Origin of the sequence: Bradyrhizobium sp. AZCC 1719 (genome assembly GCF_036924525.1) — a bacterium.
In the GTDB taxonomy this organism is placed as follows: domain Bacteria; phylum Pseudomonadota; class Alphaproteobacteria; order Rhizobiales; family Xanthobacteraceae; genus Bradyrhizobium.
Window position 1 is genome coordinate 6,968,742 of sequence record NZ_JAZHRU010000001.1, and the last position, 22,061, is coordinate 6,990,802.

Genomic DNA, 22,061 nt, shown 5'->3' on the forward strand with positions numbered 1-22,061 from the left:
TCATGGTTCGAGACGCGCGGAGCCTGTCATCGGGCGCCGCATTCGCGCGACCCGTTGGCGCTCCTCACCATGAGGGACTAATGCGCGCATCAGAATACATTATATCCGGGCGCCAGCAGATGTTGTGGATCGTAGCGCCGCTTGGCTTCGCGAAGCTGCGGCCAGCTTGATCCGAAGTGAACCTCCCAATCGCCAGGCGACATGGCGAAGGCACCGACCGGATACTGAACGCCGCCGGCTTCGCGAATGCGATCGTAGAGCGTACGATTTTCCGCAACCATCCGCTCCGCCACCGCCGCGTCGTTCGATGCGGGGATGCGAATGAGATTGAAGACGAAGACCATGTCTTCCTTCGGCAGGCGAACCAGCGGCGTGTGAAACGCCCGCGTGAGCAAAGGGTAGAGAGTTATCCGCCCGAACGCGCCAACAGCATCGCCCTTCAGACCAGCCAGGATGTCGCCGGCGACCCGTTCGGCGTTGCTGCCGCGCAGGAACGTCAAAAACCAGGGCTGCGGATTGGACCACTGGCCTTTGGAGCGCAGCAGATTTTCGAATTTTCCAAACGCCAGGGCATCCTCGCGATAGGTCCGGTCGGCGATGACGGCGGCGCCGCGCTCATCCGACAATCCGGAAAGTACCGCCTTGTCATCGGGAGCCGAGCCGCTGCTATAGGGTATCGCGCCGTCGAGCTGGTACCGCCAGCCGCCGCTGCCATCGGGAAGAATGGCCCCCTGCAACTGATCGAAGCGCCCTTCGGTCAGCACGCGCCGCTGGTCCGCCGTCAGCGATGGCAAATCGCGGTAGAAGAGCTGAAAGCGCCTTATACGCTCGGGAGCGCGCACCAGGCGCAGCGTCGCCCGCGTGATGATGCCGCATTGGCCGAGACCGGCGCGGACGCCGTCAAACAGATCGGCGTTAGTGTCTGCCGAACAACTCAGCTCATTGCCATCACCCGTCACCACGTCCAGCGCGACGACGTTGTCGGTTTGCATGCCATGCCGGGATGAAGTCGCTCCGATGCCGCCCACCGCGATTGTTCCTCCGACCGATAGGCCGAGATAGTTGGTCAGCACTGGCGGCGTGAGTCCCTGCGCCAAGGTTGCGTCAAGCAGATCTCGCCACACTGTGCCGGCGTCGACCACGACGCGATCGTGCTGGATCTCGCGAATTGCGTTCATCGCGCTCATATCGACCACGATGCCGTCCTCGGCCAGTGAGCGGCCATAGACCGAATGGCCCTGCCCGCGCGCCGCCACCTTGACATCAGCGCCTCTGGCCAAGCGCATCAGGCCCGCAATGTCAGCGCTCGATGCTGGCCTGAGCACGCCGCGCGGTTGCTTGTGAATGAGGCGGCCAAAATCATGGGCTGCGGCGGCGCGAACCTCCGGCTCAAGGCGGACATTGGCAGGCAGAGGCGGACCGTCTGCCAACACCGCCTGCGCCGATGCCGTCAATCCGCTGGCGTGCGAAGCGAGCGCAGCGGTGACGCCGAGGCCCGCGCCCAGGAACATACGTCGGTCCGATGGCATGAAGCCCTCCTTGTCCAGAGCCCGTGATGCTCGCCCGCAAAGCTGCGGCCTCACCAGGCATGAGACAATGACTGCCACGCCGGATGGACATTCCCGCAAACCGGGAGGATCGCGGCAGCGATCTCTCAGCTTGCGTTCCCCGGACGCTGCGCAGCGCGTTCGGGATCGCGCTTCGCGCGACTCCGGCGATGCGCTGCAGAGCCGGGGTCCATCTCACGGGCACGGTGGGTCCCGGCTGTGCGGTGCAGCGTACCGGACGATGCTTCGCATCGCCGGGAGCACGCTGCGCCGCGTCCGGGACACGAGATTGTCGCTTCGCATCTCTCGGCGCGTGGCCGTTTTCGCCGGATTTACGTCATTTCAGGCGGATCACTGCGGTTGTAGACTGCGGTTGGTCGATATGAGAAGGCGCGTGCCGGCAAACCGATGAATTCGCGACGTGTATTGTGGAGCGCGCTCGGCGCAGTCGCGCTTGTCGCCGTGATCGGCGGAGCCTGGATTTTCTCATTGCCACCGGCGCCTTCGGCCGCAGCCCCGCCTGCTATCGCGCAAGACGAGCGCGATGCGACGGTCGCGGCGCTGAAGCCGCCGAAGCGGCAGCGTCCGCTGATCGCCATCATCGGCATCAACGACGCCACCGAGACAACCGACTATCTCATGCCGTACGGCATCCTCAAGCGCGCCGATATCGCCGATGTCGTGACGTTGGCGACCGCGCCCGGTCCCGTGCAGCTCTTTCCGGTGCTCAAGGTCGAGCCACAGGCGACGATTGCCGAGTTCGATGCCCAGCATCCCGATGGCGCCGACTACGTGATCGTGCCTGCGATGAGCCGCGACGACGATCCGGTGGCGCTGCGATGGATCAGGAATCAATCGGCCAGAGGCGCGATCGTGATCGGCGTCTGCGCCGGCGCCAAGGTGGTCGGCGATGCCGGGCTGCTGCACGGCAAGCGGGCAACCACACACTGGTACTCAGTTAAGGAACTGCGCGGCAAGCATCCGACGATGCGCTATGTCGAGGACCGGCGGTTCGTCGTCGACGACGGCGTCGCGACCACCACCGGCATCAGCGCGTCAATGCCGATATCGCTGACGCTGATCGAGGCGATCGCCGGACGCGACAAGGCGCGCGCCGTGGGACGGGATATCGGCCTCGCCGACTGGGACGCGCGGCATGACAGCGACGCGTTCAAGTTCACGCGCCCATTTGCGCTGACGGCTATCCGCAATACGGCCGCGTTCTGGGCGCACGAGCAACTCGGCATCGAACTCAAGGAAGGCGTCGACGAGGTGTCACTGGCGCTCGTCACCGATGCCTGGTCGCGAACCTATCGCTCGCAGGCGGTGACGTTCGCCAGTGCGGCTGGCGCGCAGCACAGTCGCGGCGGCTTGCGGATACTTTCCGACCAGGTCGCGGCGAACTGGCCCGCGGCGCAATTGCTGCCGGCGAGCGATGGCACGAAACCGGCGGAAGCGCTGGACCACGCGCTTGCGGGCATTGCTGCGCGCTACGGAACAGATACCGCCGACTTCGTCGCGATGCAGTTGGAGTATCCGAAGCATCAAATGCCGTAGGGTGGGCAAAGCGCAGCGTGCCCACCATCAAACGAGATCATGGATGAATGGTGGGCACGGCGCTGCGCGCCTTTGCCCACCCTACGGCACGCTGTCAGACCTCATCCTGAGGAGCGCGTCTTCGCGCGTCTCGAAGGATGAATGGCACCAGCGGGGCCGCATGGTTCGAGACGGCGCAAAGCGCCTCCTCACCATGAGGGTTTAAGAGCGGCCACGCCGCCCCAAGCACCTCACCGCCATGGCTCGACGATGATCTTGGTGTGCGCCTCGGGATTGGCGAGATCGGCGAACGCCTTGGCGACGCCGTCGATGCCGACGGTGGCGGTGACCATCGACGCGGCGTCCACCTGCCCTTCCGCGATCAGGCGCAGCGAATAGGCGAATTCCTCCGGCGTGTAGCCGAGCACGTACTGGACGTTCAGCTCCTTGAGGATGCCGAGCATCGGCTCGGAGCGGTCGGTCTCCATGCAGACGCCGACCACGACGATGCGCGCATCGCGCGGTGCGCCTTCGAACACCTGCTGGATCAGGCCGGGAACACCGACGCATTCGAAGATCAGCGCGGGTTTCAGCGCCGGCAACAATGCCTGCAGCGGCGGGCGCGCGGCCTTTTCCTCCGGCGACATCTGGGCGTGCTCGGCCCAGGTCGCGTAGGGCTGTGAGCGTGCGGGATCGACGACGACGTCGGCCCCGAGCTTTTCGGCGAGCGCGCGGCGTGCCGGCGAGTAATCGGCGGCCACGATCGGGTGCAATCCCCTGATCTTCAGCGCTGCGATGACGGCGAGCCCGACCGGGCCGCAGCCGATCACCAAGGGCACCTCGCCTCCCCCGATGTTGGCTTTTGCCACGGCATGAACGCCGACCGCGAGCGGCTCGGTGAGCGCGGCGTGTTCGGCGGCGAGGCCGTTCGGAACTTCGAGCAGCAGGGCTTCGCTGAGCAGCAGGCGCTCGGCATAGGCGCCGACATTGTCGTTGGAATAGCCGATGCCCAGCGGGCCTTCCGGGGTCAGCAGCGCCGGCAGCGAGCAAACCTTGGTGCCCGTCTTGAACTTGCCTGTGGTGCCAGGACCGTAGTCCAGCACCTCGCAGCAGAATTCATGGCCGAACACGACGTCGCGCGAAAGGTCCATCGGCTTGCGGCCCGGAAAATGCTTGGCGAGCTCCACCATGTGGTGCGCGTGCTTGCGCGCATGCAGGTCGGAGCCGCAGATGCCGCAGGCCAGCGACTTCACCAGCACCTGCCCGGCACCGGGTTTCGGCTCCGGCATCTCGTCGACGACAATTTCCCCATTGCGGAAAATGGCTGCGCGCACGAAGGGTCCTCCCGGTGATTTTTGCTCACCTTAGAGCACTATCGGTTCTGATTGAAATCAGAACCGATGCGCTGTTTTCTTGTTTGACGCGCTTTCTTCACGCGAACCGGGACCCACTTCGCTCGAAAACGCTAGCGGGAGGATCACCACGAATAGCGCACAACGCCCTTGCCGGCGTAGGAACTGGTGACGTCGGACAACTGGCCCTCGAAGATCGCGGCGGCCGACCAGCCGTTCAGCCATTTCATCTCGGCCGCGCCCGTGACGAGCGCGGAATCATGCGCCTGCGCTGCGCCGTTGACGACGAAGGCCGCGCCCGGCAGCGTCTGGAACAGCGCTGTGACGTTGCGATCGGTATTGAAATCGTGCGCCCAGGCGGCGCGGCCGCGCAAGGTCAGGACAGCGTTCTGCACGGCAAAGGACTTGTCGGTGCGAACGCCGAGTTCGCTGCGCGAGGCCGTGACGTCCTTGGCCGCATAGTTCAGCGCGAAGGTGCCGGCGCCCGCCAGCACCTGCTCGGCATAGGCCGGCAGGCTGTAGGTGGTGAACTGGCCGGCGGCATAGGGCGTGATGCCCATCCACGGCGTCGTGGTGCGGTAACCGCCCTCGATGCGGCCGGAATACGCGTTGGCGTTGAACTCGGCGCGCAGGCGCTCGAAGCCAGCCACCGTGACGGTGCGCTCCGTGGTTACGTCCTGCCAGCCATAGGCGGCAGCGGCGGTGACGTAAGCCTGACCCATATTGTGCCGCACGAAGGCGCCGGCCTGGAACAGGTCCGAGCGCCCGGAGCCGAAACCCGAGACGCTGAAATTGGTGCCGCCGCCGGCAAGCGCAAAGCCTGCCAGCGTATCGCGCGAGAGGCGATAATCCGCACCCACGGCAAAGCCGAACACGCGCGCGGTCGCGTCGTTCGAGCCGAGCGCGGCATTGCCTGACGTGTTGCTGCCGCCGCCAAAGGCCGAGCCCCAGACGCTCCAGCGCTGGTCGAACAGATCACTACGTGCAAGATCCGCCTTGGTCGGAAATTTGGCAAAGGCGTCGCGCGCGGCGCGGGACTTCTTCGCGGCATAGCCGAGCGCGCTCTCCTCGGCGAACGGGATCGCACCGGTGTTGCCACCGAGGCCGCCATTGCGGCCCGCCACGAACGGATCTGAAATCAGCGACAGGAACAGGTTCATGGCGTCAAAGGTCGCCTGCTGCGATCCGGTCGCGAGTTCGCCGGAGATCTGCGTGAGACCGGCCGGCGAGAGCGAGGCGAAGCCGGCCGGGAGGTCGCCGGTGGTATTGAAGAAATTGGTCAGCGCGTTGGCGACGTTCTGCTGGTTGACGTTGAGGCCGCCGCCGTAGTTCAGCGCGAAATTGAGATAGACGTTGTTGGTGTCGTAGCTGAGGCTCGGATTCAGGTTCGGCGAAATGCCTGACACAACAGGATTGAACGTGTCCGCTACGCCGCCGGTTGCGGTCAGGATGGTGTATTGCTTCGTCACCATGCCGATGGGAATGATCACGACGGTGGCGCCGCCGAGCGTGGCCACGCCGGTGACCCTGGTCAGATCGCTGCTCGTGCCCGAGATTTCGACCATGTAGCTCGAGGCTGCCGAGAACGTCAGGCTGCCCGCCACGTTGAGGGTGCCGATCGAGTTGCCCGGCGCCAGCGTGCCGCCATTGACGAGGACATCGTCGATCGTGCCGGTGCCGCCGAGCGTGCCGCCGGCGTTGACCGTGACGATGCCGTTGATGACGCCGCTGACCGAAAGCGTGCCGCCAAGCACGTTCCAGTTCTGCGCGCCCGTGCCGGTGACGCTCCAGTTCGAGCCGTCGACCTTGTTGAAGATCGAGAAGCCGTCATATTGCTGGCCCGCGCCGATCAGGCTGAGGTTGAAGGTATCCTTGCCGGTACCGCCAAGCTGCAACGTATCTGTTCCGTTGCCGATCACGAGGCCGTTGATGACGCTGCCCGGACCCAGCGTCAGCACGCTGTTGCCGCAGCCGCAGAGTTCAATCGCCGCGAATCCAGCCGCTGCATTGATCGTGCCGGAGTTGAAAACCGTGCCGGTGCCCTGGAGTAAAATACCCGTCGCGTCCGCGCCGACGTTGATCGTTCCGGTGTTGATGATGGAGTTGCTGCCGCCGAAACTGCTGACGTCGATTCCTACGGCGGCGAAGCCATTTCCGACGGTGATGTTGCCGCTGTTGGTGATGGTGTTGGAATCGCCGAGCACGACGATGCCGACCGTATTGGCGACGATGCCGAGCGTATCGTCGCCGAGAAGGATACGGCCGCTGTTGCTGATCGTGGCGGACGAGCCGTTATAGGCGATGCCAGCGCTGTCGGTGCTGCCATTGATGGTGCCGAAATGGGTGATCAGGGCGCGGTCGCCCTGCGCCACGATCCCGGCGGTGCTGTTGGCAACGTTGATCACGCCGCTGCTCGTGATCAGGGCATCGTGGCCGAACACATCGATTGCGGTGCTGAGGGGACCGGCGTTGATCGTGCCGGCATTGTTGACGATGGCGCGATTGCCCTGCATCGAGATGCCGGAAGCTTGGCCGAATATGGTAATGGTTGCGCCGGCGAGGTTGCTGACGGTGTTGTCGTCGTTGGTCGCCAGGATGCCGTCTGCCGGCCCGGGCGCGGTGATCGTGATTTGGCCTGCGTTCGTCACCGTGCTGTTGCCGGCGACGAAAATTCCCTGACTTAGGTCGGCCATGGTAATGACGCCGGAGGCGGCGTTGACAATCGTGTTGTTCACGCCGGCGAAGATACCGGTGCTCAATGTCCCGCCGGTGATCGTTCCGCTATTGGTAATGGTATTGAAGTCATTGACGCCGATGGCCGAGCCACCGCCGCCATGGCTGACGGTCGCCCCCTCCAGCACGTTGAGAGTGAGGTTGTCGACGCCGCCGCCGGCCTGAAAGCCGCCCGGGGTGCTGCCGCTGCAGGTGACGGTCTGGCCGCTCGTCGCCGGATCGGGCGCACACGCCGCGTTGGCGGGCGCCGTCGACAGGCACGCACCGAAGAGAAACGCCGACATCGCGACTGTCCACGCAGCCGCATCCCGGCGGCGTCGGCCCTGCGCCGACGGTAGCAACTGAAAATGCAACGCCCGAACCCCATTCCCCGGCGCTCTTCGGCGCCATTCCAGGGAACTCACGTTAGCACGCGGGTTCCGGCCCAGGGTGCGGCTGTTCCGGAATTCTCTGATTTGGCGCTGATAGTCAGGCGCTTTCCGGATGCACTGTGGCACCCGCGCCACGATTTTGTGGCGCGGATCGCAATCAGTGCGCGATCAGGCGTTGGGCGACGACTCGCCCGAGACCGTCAGAAGCTGCGAGCGGCGGACCCGCTCGCGATGGGCGGTGTAGAGCCCGGAGGCGACGATGAAGGCGGCGCCGGTGATCGTGTAGGCATCCGGGACTTCGCCGAAGATCAGGAAGCCGAGCACGCTGACCCATAGCAGTTGCGTGTAGGAAAACGGCGCCAGCACGGAGGCGTCGGCATAGCGGAACGCCAACACCACGATCCACTGCCCCGCGGTCGATGCGACGCCGATCAGGACGCCGAAGGCGATATCGTGCCAGGTCGGCGTCACCCAGACAAACGGCACCAGCGCGGAGAGAATGAGCAGGCCCGCGATCGACGAATAGGTCATGGTGGTGATGGCGCGCTCAGTGCCGCTCATCATTCGCGTCATGATCAGCGTGCAGGCCCAGGCCAGCGCCGAGACCAGCGGAAAGAACGCCGCGGGGTGAAACGCGCCGGTGCCGGGACGCAGGATGATCAGCACGCCGACCAGGCCGACGCCGGTCGCAATCCAGCGGCGCAGACCGACCTTCTCGCCGAGGAAGATGATCGACAGCGCGGTGACGAACAGCGGCGCGACGAAGCCGGTGGCGGAGGCCTCCGCAATGGGAAGAAACCGCAGGCCGGAGATGAAGAACAGCGACGAGCCCAACAGCGCCGCGCCGCGCAACAGATGCAGGCCGCGGCGTTTGGTCTGCAGCGCATAGAGCGGGGAACCCGGCAGCATCGCCGGCGTCATGATCATTGCGAACACCAGGAAGCGGATCCAGGCGATCTCGATCGAAGGCAGGGTCGCGGACAGATATTTCGCCGTGACATCGGAGGCGCCGAGAAACACCGTCGAGGCCAGCACCAGCGCGATGCCCTTGAACGGCCGGTCGGCGCGCGCGGGCGCCTTGCGGATCGTCGACTTCTTTTCGGGCAAAGGCAGATGGACGCTGTCCAGCCTGGCGGCTGCGGCGGGGGGCGGTGTCACGGCAATCTCGATAGGCAGTAATTTTTCGAATCGGGCGAGGTTGTAAAAAACACCAATTCGCCCGATGCGACTAGGTCCGAAAACAGGATGCGGATATGCGCTGAGGGCGCGATGGCAACACTTTGTTAAGGATGGTGCAGATGAGCGCTACCGTCCTCGCAGCGCCAAGATCTTCTCCGCGGCGCGCAGATGCGGCTTGTCGATCATCTTGCCGTCGATCTTCACGACACCTGACGTCGGATTGTCGTTGAACGCCTTGACGACCTTCTCCGACCAGGCGATTTCCTCATCCGTCGGCATGAAGGCGGCATTGACGACATCGACGTGCTTGGGGTGGATTACCGCCTTGGCGAGGAACCCATCCTGTCGCGCGGCGATGGATTCCTCCCGGAGCGCGTCAAGATCGTTGATATCGGTGGCGATGGTATCGATGGCGACGACGCCCGCTGCGGCCGCGCTGATCAGGCAGAGATCGCGTGCCAGCAGGAACGGACCATGAAAGCGGCCGGCGGTCCGGTTGCGCGACGCGCCGAGCGACGCGGCGAGATCCTCGGCACCCCACATCATGCCCCACAGCCGCGGGCTCATGTTCTCGAAATCCAGCAACTTGAGCACCGCTCTCGCCGTCTCCGTCGCCACGGTGACGATCCTCGTCGATCCCTGTTCAATCCCGGCGGCGGCCTCGAAAGCATCGAGATACAGCGACAGACGGTTCACGTCGGCAGCGCCGGCGCATTTCGGCAGCACGATGCCGTCAGGCCGGCCCGGCATGACCGCGGCCAGGTCGCCAAGCGTCAAGTCGGTATCGAGCGCGTTGACGCGGACATACATCTTCTGGTCCGGATTCCGGGCGTCGAGCATCTCGCGCACGATCCGCCGCGCGCCGACTTTCTCATCCGGCGCAATCGAGTCCTCGAGGTCGAGGATCAGCGCGTCAGCCGCCGTCTTCTTGGCGCTCTCGAACTTGCGCAGGCTGTCACCGGGAACGAACAGGAACGATCGCATGTCTTCACGCCTTCGGTTTGCAATGCATCAGGCCGGTCCGGCGGCAGCTCGCCACCACTTCGCCGTGCTGATTGGTCATGGTGTGCTCGAACTCGACAATGCCCTGGTTCGGCCGCGACTTGCTCTCGCGCTTGGAAATGATCTTGGTATGCGCCCTGAGCGTATCGCCGTGGAATACCGGTTTTGGAAATTTCACATCGGTCATGCCGAGATTGCCGATCGTGGTGCCGAGCGTCGTATCGTAGACGCTCATGCCGATCATGATGCCGAGCGTATAGAGGCTGTTGAACAGCCGCTGGCCGAATTCGGTATTCTCGGCGAAATGCGCGTCAATGTGCAACGGCTGCGGGTTCATGGTCAGGAGACTGAACAGCGTGTTGTCCATCTCGGTCACCGTGCGGCTGAACTCATGATGGAATTCGCGGCCGACCTCGAACTCCTCGAAATACAATCCAGCCATCAGCGCCCCCTGTAGTTTGGCGTTCGCTTCTCGACGAACGCATTCAAGCCTTCCTGACAGTCCTCCGTCGTTGCAACGAGTGCAAAGCTCTCGGCGGCATTTTCGACCGAGCGGCGGAAATCGGCGTCGACCGCCCGCATGAAAGCATCGCGCCCGATCTTCATGACGATGGGGGATTTGGCAGCAAGCTTGCGCGCGATCTCCCGCGCCCGATCCAGCGCGGTTCCCTTCGGAACGACTTCACTCAGCAACCCCATGCGAAAGGCAGTTGCGGCATCGAAAGGCTCGCCGAGGAACAGCGGCCCAAAAGCCTGGTGCTTGCCGACCAGCCGTGGCAGTTGCACGAAGTGAATGGCCGGGATCAGGCCGACGTCGATCTCGGGATAGCCGAAGGTACAGCCTTCGCCCGCGATGATCATGTCGCAGGAGATCGCAATCGTCATGCCGCCGGCGCGAACCGCGCCGTCGACTGCAGCAATCGTCGGCTTACCCATGCGATATTGGATATCGTTGAGCGCAAAATACAGCCGTTCGAGAAACTTCTTGGTCTCGATTCCGGGTTTGCCGCGAACGATATCCAGATCGAGCCCGGCGCAAAACACCTTGTGCGCACTGCCGATAATAACAGCGCGCACCGCTTCGTCGTCCCTCGCCTTCGAAAGCGCCGCCAGCAACGCATCGATCAGGTCCATGCTCAGCGCATTGACCGGCGGGCGATCCAGCATGATCTCGGCAATGTTGCTAGATACGGAATAACGAACCAGATCGGTACTCATGCCGTGCCTCCCCTGACCTGGCGCACCGCGCCGGCCTCGACCAGATCGTCGATAATGCTACGCCGAAAGCTACAGCGCGAGATAGCGCTGCCGAATGTTGTCGTTAGCTTTCAGCTCTTCGATCCCGGATGTGTAGACGATCTGGCCCTTGTCGATAACCGTCGCGTGGCTCGCAAGGCCAAGGCAAAAATGCATGTTCTGCTCGGCGATCAGCACAGTGGCTCCGGTGCCGCGGAGCTGCCGCAAGAGTTCGCCGATCCGCTGCACGATGATCGGCGCCAGCCCCTCGCTCGGCTCGTCCAGAAGCAGCAATGCGGGATTGCCCATCAGCGTGCGCGCGATCGCCAGCATCTGCTGTTCGCCACCCGACAGCCGTCCCGCGATCCGGTGCCGCAACGGCTCCAGCAGCGGAAACACGTCGTAAATGCGCCGGATCGGCCATTCGTCCTCGCCATTCGGCCCCTTCTTGGTCCCGATGACCAGATTGTCCTCGACCGTGTGTTCGGGAAAGATCTGGCGATCCTCCGGCACGAAGCCGAGGCCGGCGCGCGCGATGTGATGCGGCTTCAGCCCGGAGACAATCCTGCCTTGCAAGGTGACCGTGCCGCGGCGGGCTGGCGCGAGCCCCATGATGGCCTTCATGGTGGTCGATTTACCGGCGCCGTTGCGGCCGAGCAGCGCCATCGTCTCGCCTTGCCGCACCGACAGGCTGACGCCGAACAATATCTGGCTGGTGCCGTAATAGACGTCGAGGTCTTCGACCTGCACGACCGGCTGCGCACTCATACAGTGATCCCCGCATGATGTTCGGTGCCGAGATAGGCCTCGATCACCGCCTCGTTGCGGCGGATCGCATCCGGTTTGCCGGTTGCAAGAATGCGGCCGTAGCAGAGCACGACGATTTCGGGCGCGATCTTGAACACGATATCCATGTCGTGCTCGATGAACACCACCGTGATCCTCTGCGTCTCCCAGAGCTCCCTCACCTTCTCGATCATCCGCCAGCGTTCTTCGGTGCCCATGCCGGCGGTTGGCTCGTCGAGCAGCAGCACCTTGGGATCGAGCACCAGGGCGAGTGCGATATCGAGCAGCTTCTGGTCGCCATGCGACAGCGTCGCCGCAGTGCGGTTTCGCTTGCTGGCCAGTCCCAGCAATTCCATCGCATGCTCGGCGCGGTCGCGGGTCTCCGCCAGCGGGAAGCGACGGTGCAGGACGCTGGCTTTACGCTGATCGGCGCACACCGCTGCCAGCATCGTCTCCTGCACCGTCAGCGACGGAAAGATGCTCGCGACCTGAAACGCGCGGCCGATGCCGTGGCGAACGATTTCCGGGGGCGAGCGACCGGCGAGATCGATGCCGTTGAGCAGGATCTGGCCGGAATCCGGCTTCAGCGCGCCGGTGATCAAGTTGAAGAACGTGCTCTTGCCGGCGCCGTTGGGGCCGATCACGGCGGTGAGCGAACCATCGGCGAAATCCAGCGTGACGTTATCGGTCGCTTTGACGCCGCCGAACGATTTGGAAAGGGAGCGTATCTCCAGCATTCTAGGCAAGCTCCCTCACACCGTCATTCCGGGATGGTCCGCAAGGACCAGACCCGGAATCTCGAGATTCCGGGTTCGCGCTGCGCGCGCCCCGGAATGACTGTGCAATAGACCTACGTCTCATGGCCGCTGCCCGCGACGTTGCGCGTACCATTCGACGACGAAATCCATCAACCCCTTCCGCAGGCCGATCGCAAAGAACAGGATCACGACGCCCAGCACGAGTCCGTGATATTCGGTCAGACGGGTGACGGTGTCGTTGAGGATCAGGAGCAGCACGGTGCCGACCATCGGCCCGAGGAATGTGGTCACGCCGCCGAGCATGTTGATGAAGATGCCCTCGCCCGAAATGGTCCAATAGGCGAATTCCGGATAGGCCCCGGAGACGAATAGCGCCATGATGATCCCGCCGGTCGAGGCGAACAGCGCCGCGAGCACAAAGATCGTCAACTTGGCGCGCCAGACGTCGATGCCGATGAAACTCGCACGCGTTGCATTGTCGCGGATCATGCGCAGCGTGTAGCCGAACGGCGACTGCGCGATCTGATGCATCAGGAACAGCCCGATCACCAGCAACGCGCAACTCGCGACATAGAGATGCAATTGGTTCGATAGATCAATGCCCAAAAACGGCGGTCGCGGAATGCCGCCGCGCAATCCCTGATCGCCGCCGGTCAGCGATACCCAGGACAGTATCGTCGAGTGGATCAGCATCTGGAACGCCAGTGTTACGAAGGCGAAATAGATTTCCTTCAGCCGCACGCAGATGGCACCGATGACGAGGGCGACGACAAGCGTGATCGCCAGCGTGGCAACGAAAGCCACCGGCACGGGAACACCGGTCTTCTGCATCATCAGCCCGAAGCCGTAGGCGCCGAGGCCGAAGAACATGCCGTGGCCAAACGAAATCAGGCCGGTGTAACCGACCAAAAGGTTGAGCGACGTCGCGAACAGCCCGTAGGCGGCGCAGCGGATCACGAAGTCGAGCAGCAATTTGCTGCTAAAGACCGCCGGCAACAGGGCAAGCACGACAAAGACCGCAAGCGCAATCAGGGCATCCCGATTCCGCCGCGTCTTTGCCTGGGCATGAGGTACGTCGAGCGCCTGCGCGCCCTGCTCGGCCTGCAATTCGGTCATGCGACCTCCTTGCCGAACAGGCCGGTCGGCCGCGATACCAGCACGATCACCATGAACAGGTACATCAGCCCTTCGGTAAACAGCGGAAAGCCGAGCGAGCCGAACGAGCGGATCATGCCGATCAAGAGCGCACCAATCAGTGCACCGAGGATCGAGCCCATGCCGCCGATCACGGTGACGATGAAGGATTCGATCAGCACCGAAAATCCCATGCCCGGCGTCAGCGAACGCACCGGCGCCGCAAGTGCGCCGGCAAGTCCCGCCAGCATGCCGCCGAGCGCAAACACGCCGCCATAAATGAGCCCGGTGTTGATGCCGAGCGCGGATACCATGCCAGGGTTATGAGCGGCCGCCCGGATCACCTTGCCGATCCTGGTGCGGGCAAGGCCGAGCCCGAGGATCATGGCGGCCGCGAGCGCAACACCGATCAAGAGCAGATAATATGGTGGCACCACCCCGCCGGCGATGAACAGCGGCACCACCTGGAACGCGGCCGGCATGCCCATCGATTTGAACTCGGGCCCCCAGATCATCCGCACCACGTCATCAAAGATCAGCACGAAGGCGTAGCAGACGAGAAGCTGCATCAACACGTCAGCGCCGTAGACCCGGCTCATGAAGACGCGTTCGAAGATCAGACCGAGGATGGCCGTACCCGCCGCACCACACAGCATCGCCAGCGCAAAACTGCCGGAGAACTGATAGGCCGTCATCGCGAAATAGGCGCCGAACATATAGAAGGCGCCGTGGCTGAAGTTGACGACCTTGAGTACGCCGAAGATCAGCGTCAGCCCGACGGCGACGAGAAACAGCAACATGCCGATGATGAAGCCGCTGGTGGTTTGCGTCACCAGACAGGCGGAACTGGCGAGACAGCCGGTAAGCGCGTCGAGGTCCAAGGGAATACATCCATTCCAGCGCGCCGGAACAGCACGCGAAGATCATTCGGCGGCGAACGGGCGGCAGCTTGCGCCACCTCCGCCGTCGCGGTCAATCAGGTGTAGCCCTTGCTCTTCTTCCACTCGGCTTCGAGTTCGAAGATCGTCTTCCAGTCGCCCGCCTCGACCTTCGGCACGTAGGGCTCCTGCGGGATCGTGGTTCCCCAGCCGATCGCATAGCCCACCAGCGTCTGGTCCTCGGCGCGCATGGTGACAGTGCCGTCGGCGCCGAACGGCGACTTGATCTTCAGGCCGCGGAGCGCCTCCGCAATCTTCTTGCCGTCGGCCGAATTCGCCTTCTTGGACGCTTCCGCGAGCAGCATGATCGCCGTCGCATTCTCCCACGACCAGTTGGTAGGATATTCGTTGTATTTTGCCTTGTAGGCGTCGCCCCACGCGGCGTTCTCCGGGGTTGCGGGATATGTCTTGATGTAACGGTTACCGGAGTGAATGCCCTTCGGCAGGTTCTTCACGACCGTCAGCGCGGTGTAGTCGGCCATGTTGACTGCGAACACTTCCATCTGGCTGAACAGCGCGTAGATGTTGGCCTGGTCGATGTAGGACGTGAGGTCGCCGCCCCACAGGCAGGAATACAGCGCCTGCGGCTTGGCCTGCAGGATCTTTGTTACGACCTCGGTGTAATCAGGCTGGAACAGCTTTGGCCAGGACTCGCTGATGATCTCGATGTCGGGCGCGAAGCGCTTCAGGTACGTCACGTATTCGCCGGTGGTATCGCGGCCATAGGCGTAATCGGGCGAACAGGTCGCCCACTTCTTCAGCCCCTTGGCCTTGGCAATCGCCGCCGCATAGCTGCCGCCGACGATCGAGTCATGCACGCCCTGGCGCGCGGTACGGAAGGCGTTCGGAATGTGCTGCTTGGGATCGGCGGTCAGCGCGGAAGTTTCCGAATTGGTGTGAAGACAGAGCACGCCGAGATCGCGCGCCACCTCGTGCACGGCGAACGCGCCCGACGACGCTTCCGCGTCGATCAGGATTTCGCATCCGTCGGTGTTGACGAGCTCGCGTGCGACGCGGGCGGCTTCCTGCGGCTGTCCCTTTGAATCGCGGATCACCATCTCGATCTGGCGGCCGGCGAGACCGCCGGAAGCATTGACCTTCTCGACTTCCAGCATCACGGCATTGCGCGATGAGGTGCCAAGCTGCGCCACGCGGCCGGAGAGAATGGTCGGCATGCCGACCTTGATGGTCTTGGCTTGCGCGCGCGCCACCCAAGGAGTCCCAAATGGCGTCGCGAATGAAACGGCACCGGCGCCCATCATCGCCAACGTCGCACGTCGGCTTACGCCCGGTTTGCGGGTTCTCGTCATTGCTTCCTCCCTGTGGATTGGCGTTCCCAATCCCTGCCGGAGATCGTGACGCCTCCGTATGCCCCGAGGATTTCAGAGCGAGGGGGGTGACGTCAAGCCAAAGATGAATTACGAGTCAGAATTCATATATCGGAAAGCCAGACCGAAAACGGCGTTTCGAGCGGCAAATGATCAACCTTTCGAGCTTCATCGCTTTTCACGCCAGGCGGACGCCGGACCGCTGTGCGCTGAAATACCGCGGCGAGGATGTCTCCTACGCCGCGTTCGATGACAGCATCCGGCGGGTCGGCGGCTGGCTCGCCGCGCGCGGCATCGGCCCCGGCGACGTCGTCGCGGTGCTGATGCAGAACAGCACGGCCTTTCTCGAACTGGTGTTCGCGACCAGCCACATCGGCGCGGTGTTTCTGCCGATCAATTATCGCCTGTCCGCAGATGAAGTCGGTTACATCGTCGCCAATTCCGGCGCGCGTATCCTGATTGCGGACGAAGAACTCGCAGGCATTGCCGCAGGCGGCGCACCGGTGGTGCTGCTCGATGCGTCCGCGCAATCCACGGTCACACGGCTTGTGCCCGACATCGCGCCCGCCCCGATGCAGGTGCGGCAGCCGCGCGAGCTGATGCGGCTGATGTACACATCAGGCACCACCGACCGCCCCAAAGGCGTGATGCTCACTTACGAGAACCTGTATTGGAAATCGGCCGATCAGACGCTTGTCCTGGGATTAAGCGCGGAGACGCGACTGCTGGTGGTCGGTCCGCTCTATCATGTCGGCGCGCTCGACCTGCCGGGTATTGCGGTGCTCTGGCATGGTGGTTTGCTTTCCATCCACCGCAACTTCGAGCCCGAGCAGGCGCTCGCCGCGATCGAAGCCGACAAGCTCAACGCCGCCTGGTTTGCGCCGGTCATGACCACCGCGATCCTCACCTGCCCGACCCGCGACCGCTACGATGTCTCCAGCCTGCGATGGGCGATCGGCGGCGGCGAGAAAACCCCGGAAGCACGCATCCGCGCCTTCTCCGATTGTTTCAAGAATGCCCGCTACATCGACGCCTATGGGCTGACGGAGACCTGCGGCGGCGATACTTTCATGGAAGCCGGCCGCGAGATCGAAAAGATCGGCTCAACGGGGCGCGCCATTGCCCATGTCGAACTCGAAATTCGCGATGACGCCGGCAACCGGCTGCCATCAGGCCGGAACGGCGAGATCTGCCTCCGCGGCCCCAAGGTCACGCAGGGCTATTGGAACGATCCCGAGAAAACCGCCGCCGCGTTCTTCGGTGACTGGTTTCGCACCGGCGACATCGGCTATCTCGACGAAGACGGCTTTCTCTATCTGACCGACCGCAAGAAGGACATGATCATCTCCGGCGGCGAGAACATCGCCTCCTCCGAGGTCGAGCGCGTGATCTACGAGCTGCCGCAGGTGCGCGAAGTTGCCGTCGTCGGCATGCCGGACGAGCGCTGGGGCGAGAAGCCGGTTGCGGTCGTAGTGCTCACGGATGGCGCCACGCTGGATTTGCCTGATCTCATCGAACATTGCCGCACGCGCCTCGCCAGCTTCAAGGTACCGAAGCAACTCATCATCCGCGATCATCTGCCGCGCAACCCCTCAGGCAAGGTTCTCAAGCGCGTACTGCGCGCCGAACTGGAAACTCACGCATGACGCAATCATCGCAAGCCGCATCCGGTAAGGTCACGAAGTTGAACCGCGTCGAGCGCAACGCCTGGACCAAGCGCAGATTGTTCGACGCCGCCACCAAGATCGTGGGCAAGTACGGCTACGCCGAGGCTTCCGTCGCCCGCATCACCGAGGCAGCCGGCGTGGCCCAAGGCACGTTCTACAATCATTTCGAAAACCGCCAGGAACTGCTCGATCAATTGCTGCCGAAGATCGGCATCGACATGGTCCACTTCATCCGCGAGCGCACCGGCACCGCTGATGCCGCAAGGCAGGAGATCGAGCGCTTCAGCGCCTTCTTCGATTTCATCCGCGAGGTGCCGGAATTTTTGCGCATCCTCAACGAGGCCGAGTATTTTGCACCGGTCGGCTACCAGAAGCATCTCGATAATATCGCGACCGCCTATGTGCGCATTCTCAAGCGCGCCCGCACGGCCGGCGCCATCATTGATTTCAGCGACGAGGAGTTCGAAGCCATCGTCCACATGTTCATGGGCGCGCGCGGCTACCTGAGCCGGCGATACTCATACACCGGCGGCGCCGTAACGGCCGCGCCCGACCATGTCATCTCCGCCTACCGAAAGCTGGTCACGCGCGGGCTGTTCACACCGGACAAAGGCACTAGCCATGACCGCTGAAGGCATCGTTCTCGTCACCGGCGGCAGCCGCGGCATTGGCGCGGCGACCGCAACGCTTCTCGCTGCTCAAGGCCAAAAGGTCGTTGTTGTCGATATTGCGCCCGAACCGCTCGCGGAAACGCAAACCATCCTGTGGCCCGCGCCCTTCGATGTCGCGAATGAAAGCGCTGTTGTCGGCGGCATCGCCGATATCGAGGCCGCGCACGGCCCAATCATCGGGCTGGTCAACGCTGCCGGCGTGTTCGGCAAGATGCACAAAATCGAACGCGTTCGAATGGAACAATGGGACCGCGAGGTCAATATCGATCTGCGCGGCACGTTTCTGGTGGCCCGAAGCGTCGGCGTGAAGATGGCCGAGCGCCGGCGCGGCGCGATCGTCAATGTCGCCTCCGTTGCCGGCATGACCTCAGGCCCGATCCACGCCTATACCGCGGCGAAGGCCGGTGTCATCCAGATCACGCAGACGCTGGCTGCCGAATGGGGACGCAGTGGCGTACGCGTCAATGCAGTCTCGCCCGGCTTCACGCGCACGGCGGCGCTGGAAGCCGGCATCGCTTCGGGCGCGCTGAACAAAAAATGGCTCGAAAGCCCGACCGCGATGAATCGACTGGTCGAGCCGATCGAAGTCGCACAGGCCATCGCGTGGCTGCTGTCGCCGCTGAGCAGTGGCGTCACCGGAATCAACCTCCCTGTCGATGCCGGCTATATAGCCGGCATCACTTGGGCGGCCTATGGCGGCTTGCCGGAAGCACCAGGCGCGTAAACGAGGACACCAGCATGAATATCGAGCTGCCCCGCAAGAAACTCGACCTGTCATCGGCCATCGCCGAGGGCGATATCCGCGTCCTGCTGATGGTGCTGGTGCACATGACCGGCAATGAGCGCTGGCTGGAACCGCCTTACAGACCCAAGCGCGACGTCCGCCTGATTCCGGATCCGCAAGCCGGTATGCCCCCGGAAATCCAGGCCGAGATCCGCGCGGCCGTCTTGAAGCTGTTCGCAAACGGTGAACCGAAGCCCGTCATCACCGATCCCGGCAACGAATTGATGCTGAAGATGATGCGGGCGACGCTGGGCGAAGACGTGGCACCTGAATATGCGCCGCTGATGCGCGAGGAAATGGGCTTCATTCCCCGGGAAGCGCGCTGGACCAAACCGCCATCGGACGAAAAGCTGGCGCAGCAGCATGTGCTGATCGTCGGCGCGGGTGTTTGCGCCATTGCGCTCGGCGTTGCCCTTGGCCGGCTCGGCATCCCCTACACCATCGTCGAAAAGAACGACGAACTCGGCGGCACCTGGTATGTCAATCGCTATCCCGGCTGCGGCGTCGATACGCCCAACCATTCGTACTCGTTCTCATTCGGCCCGCGTAATCCGTGGACGCGCTATTTCGCCCAGCGCCAGGAATTGCTCGATTACCTCAAGAAGGTGGCGCTGGAATACGACATCCGAAAGCATCTCCGCCTCAACACGGAGCTGACATCGTCGTACTGGGACGAGCGCAAGCGACGCTGGATATCGACGTTGAGGACCGCCAACGGCGAAGAGATATTTGAATCGACCACGCTGGTCAGTGCGATCGGTCAGCTCAACGACCCCCACCCGGCGCACTTCAAGGGCGAGGAAGATTTCAAGGGCGTGATGCTGCACTCCGCCCTGTGGTCCGGCGACATCAAGCTCGACGGCAAGCGCGTCGCCGTCATCGGCACCGGCGCCACCGCCATGCAACTGGTGCCGTCGATCGCCGACCGTGTGGCGTCGGTCACCGTTTATCAGCGGACGGCGCAATGGGCGCGCCCGGTGGCGGGCTATTCCGATCCCATCACCGAGGGCGCGCGTTGGCTGCTCGCGCACCTGCCGTTTTATGTGCAGTGGTACCGCTTCAACATGTTCTGGCGATACGGCGATGGCCTGTTGCCGTTCCTGCGCAAGGACCCCGACTGGCCGCATCCCGAGCGCGCCGTCAACAAAGGCAATGACCGGCATCGCGAAGAGCTCACCAACTTCATCCTCTCGGAGTTGAAGGACCGCCCCGATCTGATCGAGAAATGCGTGCCGACCTATCCGCCTTATGGCAAGCGCATCCTGCTTGACAACAACTGGTTCAAGACCCTGACGAAGCCGAATGTCGAACTGGTCACCGACAGCATCGACCATTTCGCGCGCGACGGCATCGTCGCCTCCGACGGCAAGTTGCGGCCTGCGGACATCATCGTCATTTCCACCGGCTTCAAGGTCACGGAGATGGCCGCTCGCCTCAACATTACGGGGCGCGATGGAAAAAATCTGAAGGCAGCCTGGGCCAACGACAACCCGACCGCCTATCTCGGGCTCACGGTGCCGGACTTTCCAAATCTCTTCGTCATGCTCGGCCCCAATTCAGGTCCAGCGCATGGCGGCAGCGTGATCTTCCAGTCGGAATGCCAGAGCCGCTACATCTCGGCTTGCCTCGTCGAGATGATCGAGCAAGGCATCGCTGCCATCGACGTTCGTCCGAAAGCGCACGATGAGTACATCAAGAGAGTTGATGCCGAGCATGAGCAACTGATCTGGACGCATCCCGGGATGACGACCTATTACCGCAACAAGCAAGGTCGGGTTTTCTCGGCAATGCCATGGCGTTTCGTGGACTACTGGGCGATGACTCACGATCCTGATTTACAGGATTACCGCCACACGAAGGGCTAACATACCAATGCCCGCGGGAACCCGATGGATGTGTTACTTGACACCTGACTCTAACTGCCGCAGCATTTAGCACGACTGCACCTGCAGGAGTCGCGGAGCGTTGGGCTCCCCGCTTCGCAGGCATTGGCGGCTCGGTTAGATGATCGAGACGACACGCAGCGGAAGCGGACGCATCGTCCGTTGGCCAACTCTTGGAGAGGAGCATGACGCCACCGGATCAGACCGGTGACCTTGCTCAGCGCAAGGTCCAGGTGCGGTTGAGGTCATAAGCAGCTGCCAGCCTCATTGCACCTTCAACAATCCAAAACTATCCGCGGGACTGGAGCGCAAAGGCCACGCGCAAGCCGGATCCTGAGACCATACTGGTGTCTACCAGAAATCCTTCGCCTATAACGAAGATGTAGGGCCCCGCGATGCTCTTATGCACCGGGGCCCATTCGTTTTGGCGGGCTCATTCATTTTGGAATGTCAAAAACCGCGTCGTATGGTTCCATGCTCTATTCGGATCGCAGATACCGACCCGATGGAACAGGGAAACGCCATGGATAGACCGCGCGTTCGCATCTACACCGACTACAAAAGCCCCTACGCGTTCGTCGCCAACAAGCGGCTGTTCAAGCTCGAGGAGATCTACGGCGTCGAACTCGAATGGCTGCCCTACACGCTGCGCATCCCGGAATTCATGGGCACGGTGGAAGAGCGCACACCGCATTTCTGGCGCAAGGTGCGCTACGCCTATATGGACGCGCGCCGCTACGCCAATGCGCAAGGCCTCATCATGAAGGGTCCGCGGCGCATCTATGATGCCTTCCATGCCAGCGCCGGCATGCTGTTCGCGCAGCGCCACGGCCTGTTCCGCCCCTATCATGACACGGTGTTCCGCCGGTTCTGGAGTCATGATCTCGAGATCGACGAACTCTCCGATATTTCCGGCGTGATCGCCTCGCTCGGCGGGTCGTCGGAAGAATTCGAAGCCTACGTCCACGGCCCCGCGCGGGCAGAACACGACCGCATCATCGACGAGGCGGAAGCGCTCGGCGTGTTCGGCGTTCCGACCATGGTCTTCAATGGCGAATTGTTCTGGGGCGGCGATCGCATCGACATGCTGATCGAGCGCATCCGGAATCCGGAATCGATCGCAACGGCGCTCGGCAGTCGTCACCGGACGTGAGAT

Annotated in this window: 18 protein-coding genes; 6 read left to right on the forward strand and 12 right to left on the reverse strand. The window is 63.1% G+C overall.

Annotated elements, in window-relative coordinates; translation table 11 throughout:
• Positions 1-89 precede the first annotated feature (89 nt).
• Positions 90-1,529 carry an FAD-binding protein gene (locus V1292_RS32805; RefSeq protein ID WP_334376683.1) on the reverse strand — a complete coding sequence of 480 codons (1,440 nt, stop codon included), beginning with the start codon at positions 1,527-1,529 and terminating at the stop codon, positions 90-92.
• A gap of 426 nt (positions 1,530-1,955) precedes the next feature.
• On the opposite strand from V1292_RS32805, the gene V1292_RS32810 reads away from it, so the two are divergent.
• Positions 1,956-3,104, forward strand: coding sequence for a DJ-1/PfpI family protein (locus V1292_RS32810; RefSeq protein WP_334376684.1), 1,149 nt, complete (start codon positions 1,956-1,958; stop codon positions 3,102-3,104).
• Positions 3,105-3,334: 230 nt separating this feature from the next.
• Here V1292_RS32810 and V1292_RS32815 read toward each other — a convergent pair whose 3' ends face one another.
• From V1292_RS32815 to V1292_RS32865, 11 genes are all read right to left on the reverse strand, one after another.
• Positions 3,335-4,417, reverse strand: coding sequence for a zinc-binding dehydrogenase (locus V1292_RS32815; RefSeq protein ID WP_334376685.1), 1,083 nt, complete (start codon positions 4,415-4,417; stop codon positions 3,335-3,337).
• Positions 4,418-4,560: 143 nt separating this feature from the next.
• A complete protein-coding gene (locus V1292_RS32820) occupies positions 4,561-7,452 on the reverse strand; it encodes an autotransporter outer membrane beta-barrel domain-containing protein (RefSeq protein ID WP_334376686.1) in 2,892 nt (963 codons plus the stop codon).
• A 255-nt stretch (positions 7,453-7,707) separates the two neighbouring features.
• Positions 7,708-8,652 carry a DMT family transporter gene (locus V1292_RS32825; protein WP_442895643.1) on the reverse strand — a complete coding sequence of 315 codons (945 nt, stop codon included), beginning with the start codon at positions 8,650-8,652 and terminating at the stop codon, positions 7,708-7,710.
• Between the two features lie 192 nt (positions 8,653-8,844).
• On the reverse strand, positions 8,845-9,702 hold the full coding sequence (locus tag V1292_RS32830) for an HpcH/HpaI aldolase/citrate lyase family protein (protein ID WP_334376688.1): 858 nt from the start codon (positions 9,700-9,702) through the stop codon (positions 8,845-8,847).
• 4 nt (positions 9,703-9,706) lie between these two features.
• A complete protein-coding gene (locus tag V1292_RS32835) occupies positions 9,707-10,162 on the reverse strand; it encodes a MaoC family dehydratase (RefSeq protein ID WP_334376689.1) in 456 nt (151 codons plus the stop codon).
• Positions 10,162-10,938: an enoyl-CoA hydratase/isomerase family protein gene (locus tag V1292_RS32840; RefSeq protein WP_028350126.1), complete on the reverse strand. Its 777-nt coding sequence runs from the start codon at positions 10,936-10,938 to the stop codon at positions 10,162-10,164. Before V1292_RS32840 ends, V1292_RS32835 begins: the two co-directional genes overlap by 1 nt.
• A 69-nt stretch (positions 10,939-11,007) precedes the next feature.
• The gene (locus V1292_RS32845) at positions 11,008-11,724 is read right to left on the reverse strand and encodes an ABC transporter ATP-binding protein (RefSeq protein WP_334376691.1); all 717 of its coding nucleotides are present in this window, start codon (positions 11,722-11,724) and stop codon (positions 11,008-11,010) included.
• On the reverse strand, positions 11,721-12,479 hold the full coding sequence (locus V1292_RS32850) for an ABC transporter ATP-binding protein (protein ID WP_334376692.1): 759 nt from the start codon (positions 12,477-12,479) through the stop codon (positions 11,721-11,723). The genes V1292_RS32845 and V1292_RS32850 overlap by 4 nt, the downstream gene beginning before the upstream one ends.
• A gap of 120 nt (positions 12,480-12,599) precedes the next feature.
• A complete protein-coding gene (locus tag V1292_RS32855) occupies positions 12,600-13,616 on the reverse strand; it encodes a branched-chain amino acid ABC transporter permease (protein WP_334376693.1) in 1,017 nt (338 codons plus the stop codon).
• On the reverse strand, positions 13,613-14,515 hold the full coding sequence (locus tag V1292_RS32860; protein WP_028350130.1) for a branched-chain amino acid ABC transporter permease: 903 nt from the start codon (positions 14,513-14,515) through the stop codon (positions 13,613-13,615). The genes V1292_RS32855 and V1292_RS32860 overlap by 4 nt, the downstream gene beginning before the upstream one ends.
• A 95-nt stretch (positions 14,516-14,610) precedes the next feature.
• Complete coding sequence (locus tag V1292_RS32865) at positions 14,611-15,882, reverse strand: ABC transporter substrate-binding protein (RefSeq protein WP_334376694.1); 1,272 nt, start codon at positions 15,880-15,882, stop codon at positions 14,611-14,613.
• A 167-nt stretch (positions 15,883-16,049) separates the two neighbouring features.
• On the opposite strand from V1292_RS32865, the gene V1292_RS32870 reads away from it, so the two are divergent.
• The 5 genes from V1292_RS32870 (at position 16,050) to V1292_RS32890 (ending at position 22,058) form a co-directional block, all read left to right on the forward strand.
• A complete protein-coding gene (locus tag V1292_RS32870; RefSeq protein ID WP_334376696.1) occupies positions 16,050-17,546 on the forward strand; it encodes an AMP-binding protein in 1,497 nt (498 codons plus the stop codon).
• Positions 17,543-18,199 (forward strand): TetR/AcrR family transcriptional regulator, encoded by a 657-nt coding sequence (locus V1292_RS32875; protein WP_334376697.1) that lies wholly within the window; start codon positions 17,543-17,545, stop codon positions 18,197-18,199. The genes V1292_RS32870 and V1292_RS32875 overlap by 4 nt, the downstream gene beginning before the upstream one ends.
• Complete coding sequence (locus V1292_RS32880) at positions 18,189-18,962, forward strand: SDR family NAD(P)-dependent oxidoreductase (RefSeq protein ID WP_334376698.1); 774 nt, start codon at positions 18,189-18,191, stop codon at positions 18,960-18,962. The genes V1292_RS32875 and V1292_RS32880 overlap by 11 nt, the downstream gene beginning before the upstream one ends.
• Positions 18,963-18,976: 14 nt before the next feature.
• Positions 18,977-20,887: a flavin-containing monooxygenase gene (locus tag V1292_RS32885; RefSeq protein ID WP_334376699.1), complete on the forward strand. Its 1,911-nt coding sequence runs from the start codon at positions 18,977-18,979 to the stop codon at positions 20,885-20,887.
• A 541-nt stretch (positions 20,888-21,428) separates the two neighbouring features.
• A complete protein-coding gene (locus V1292_RS32890; protein WP_334376700.1) occupies positions 21,429-22,058 on the forward strand; it encodes a 2-hydroxychromene-2-carboxylate isomerase in 630 nt (209 codons plus the stop codon).
• The last annotated feature ends 3 nt before the right edge of the window (positions 22,059-22,061 follow it).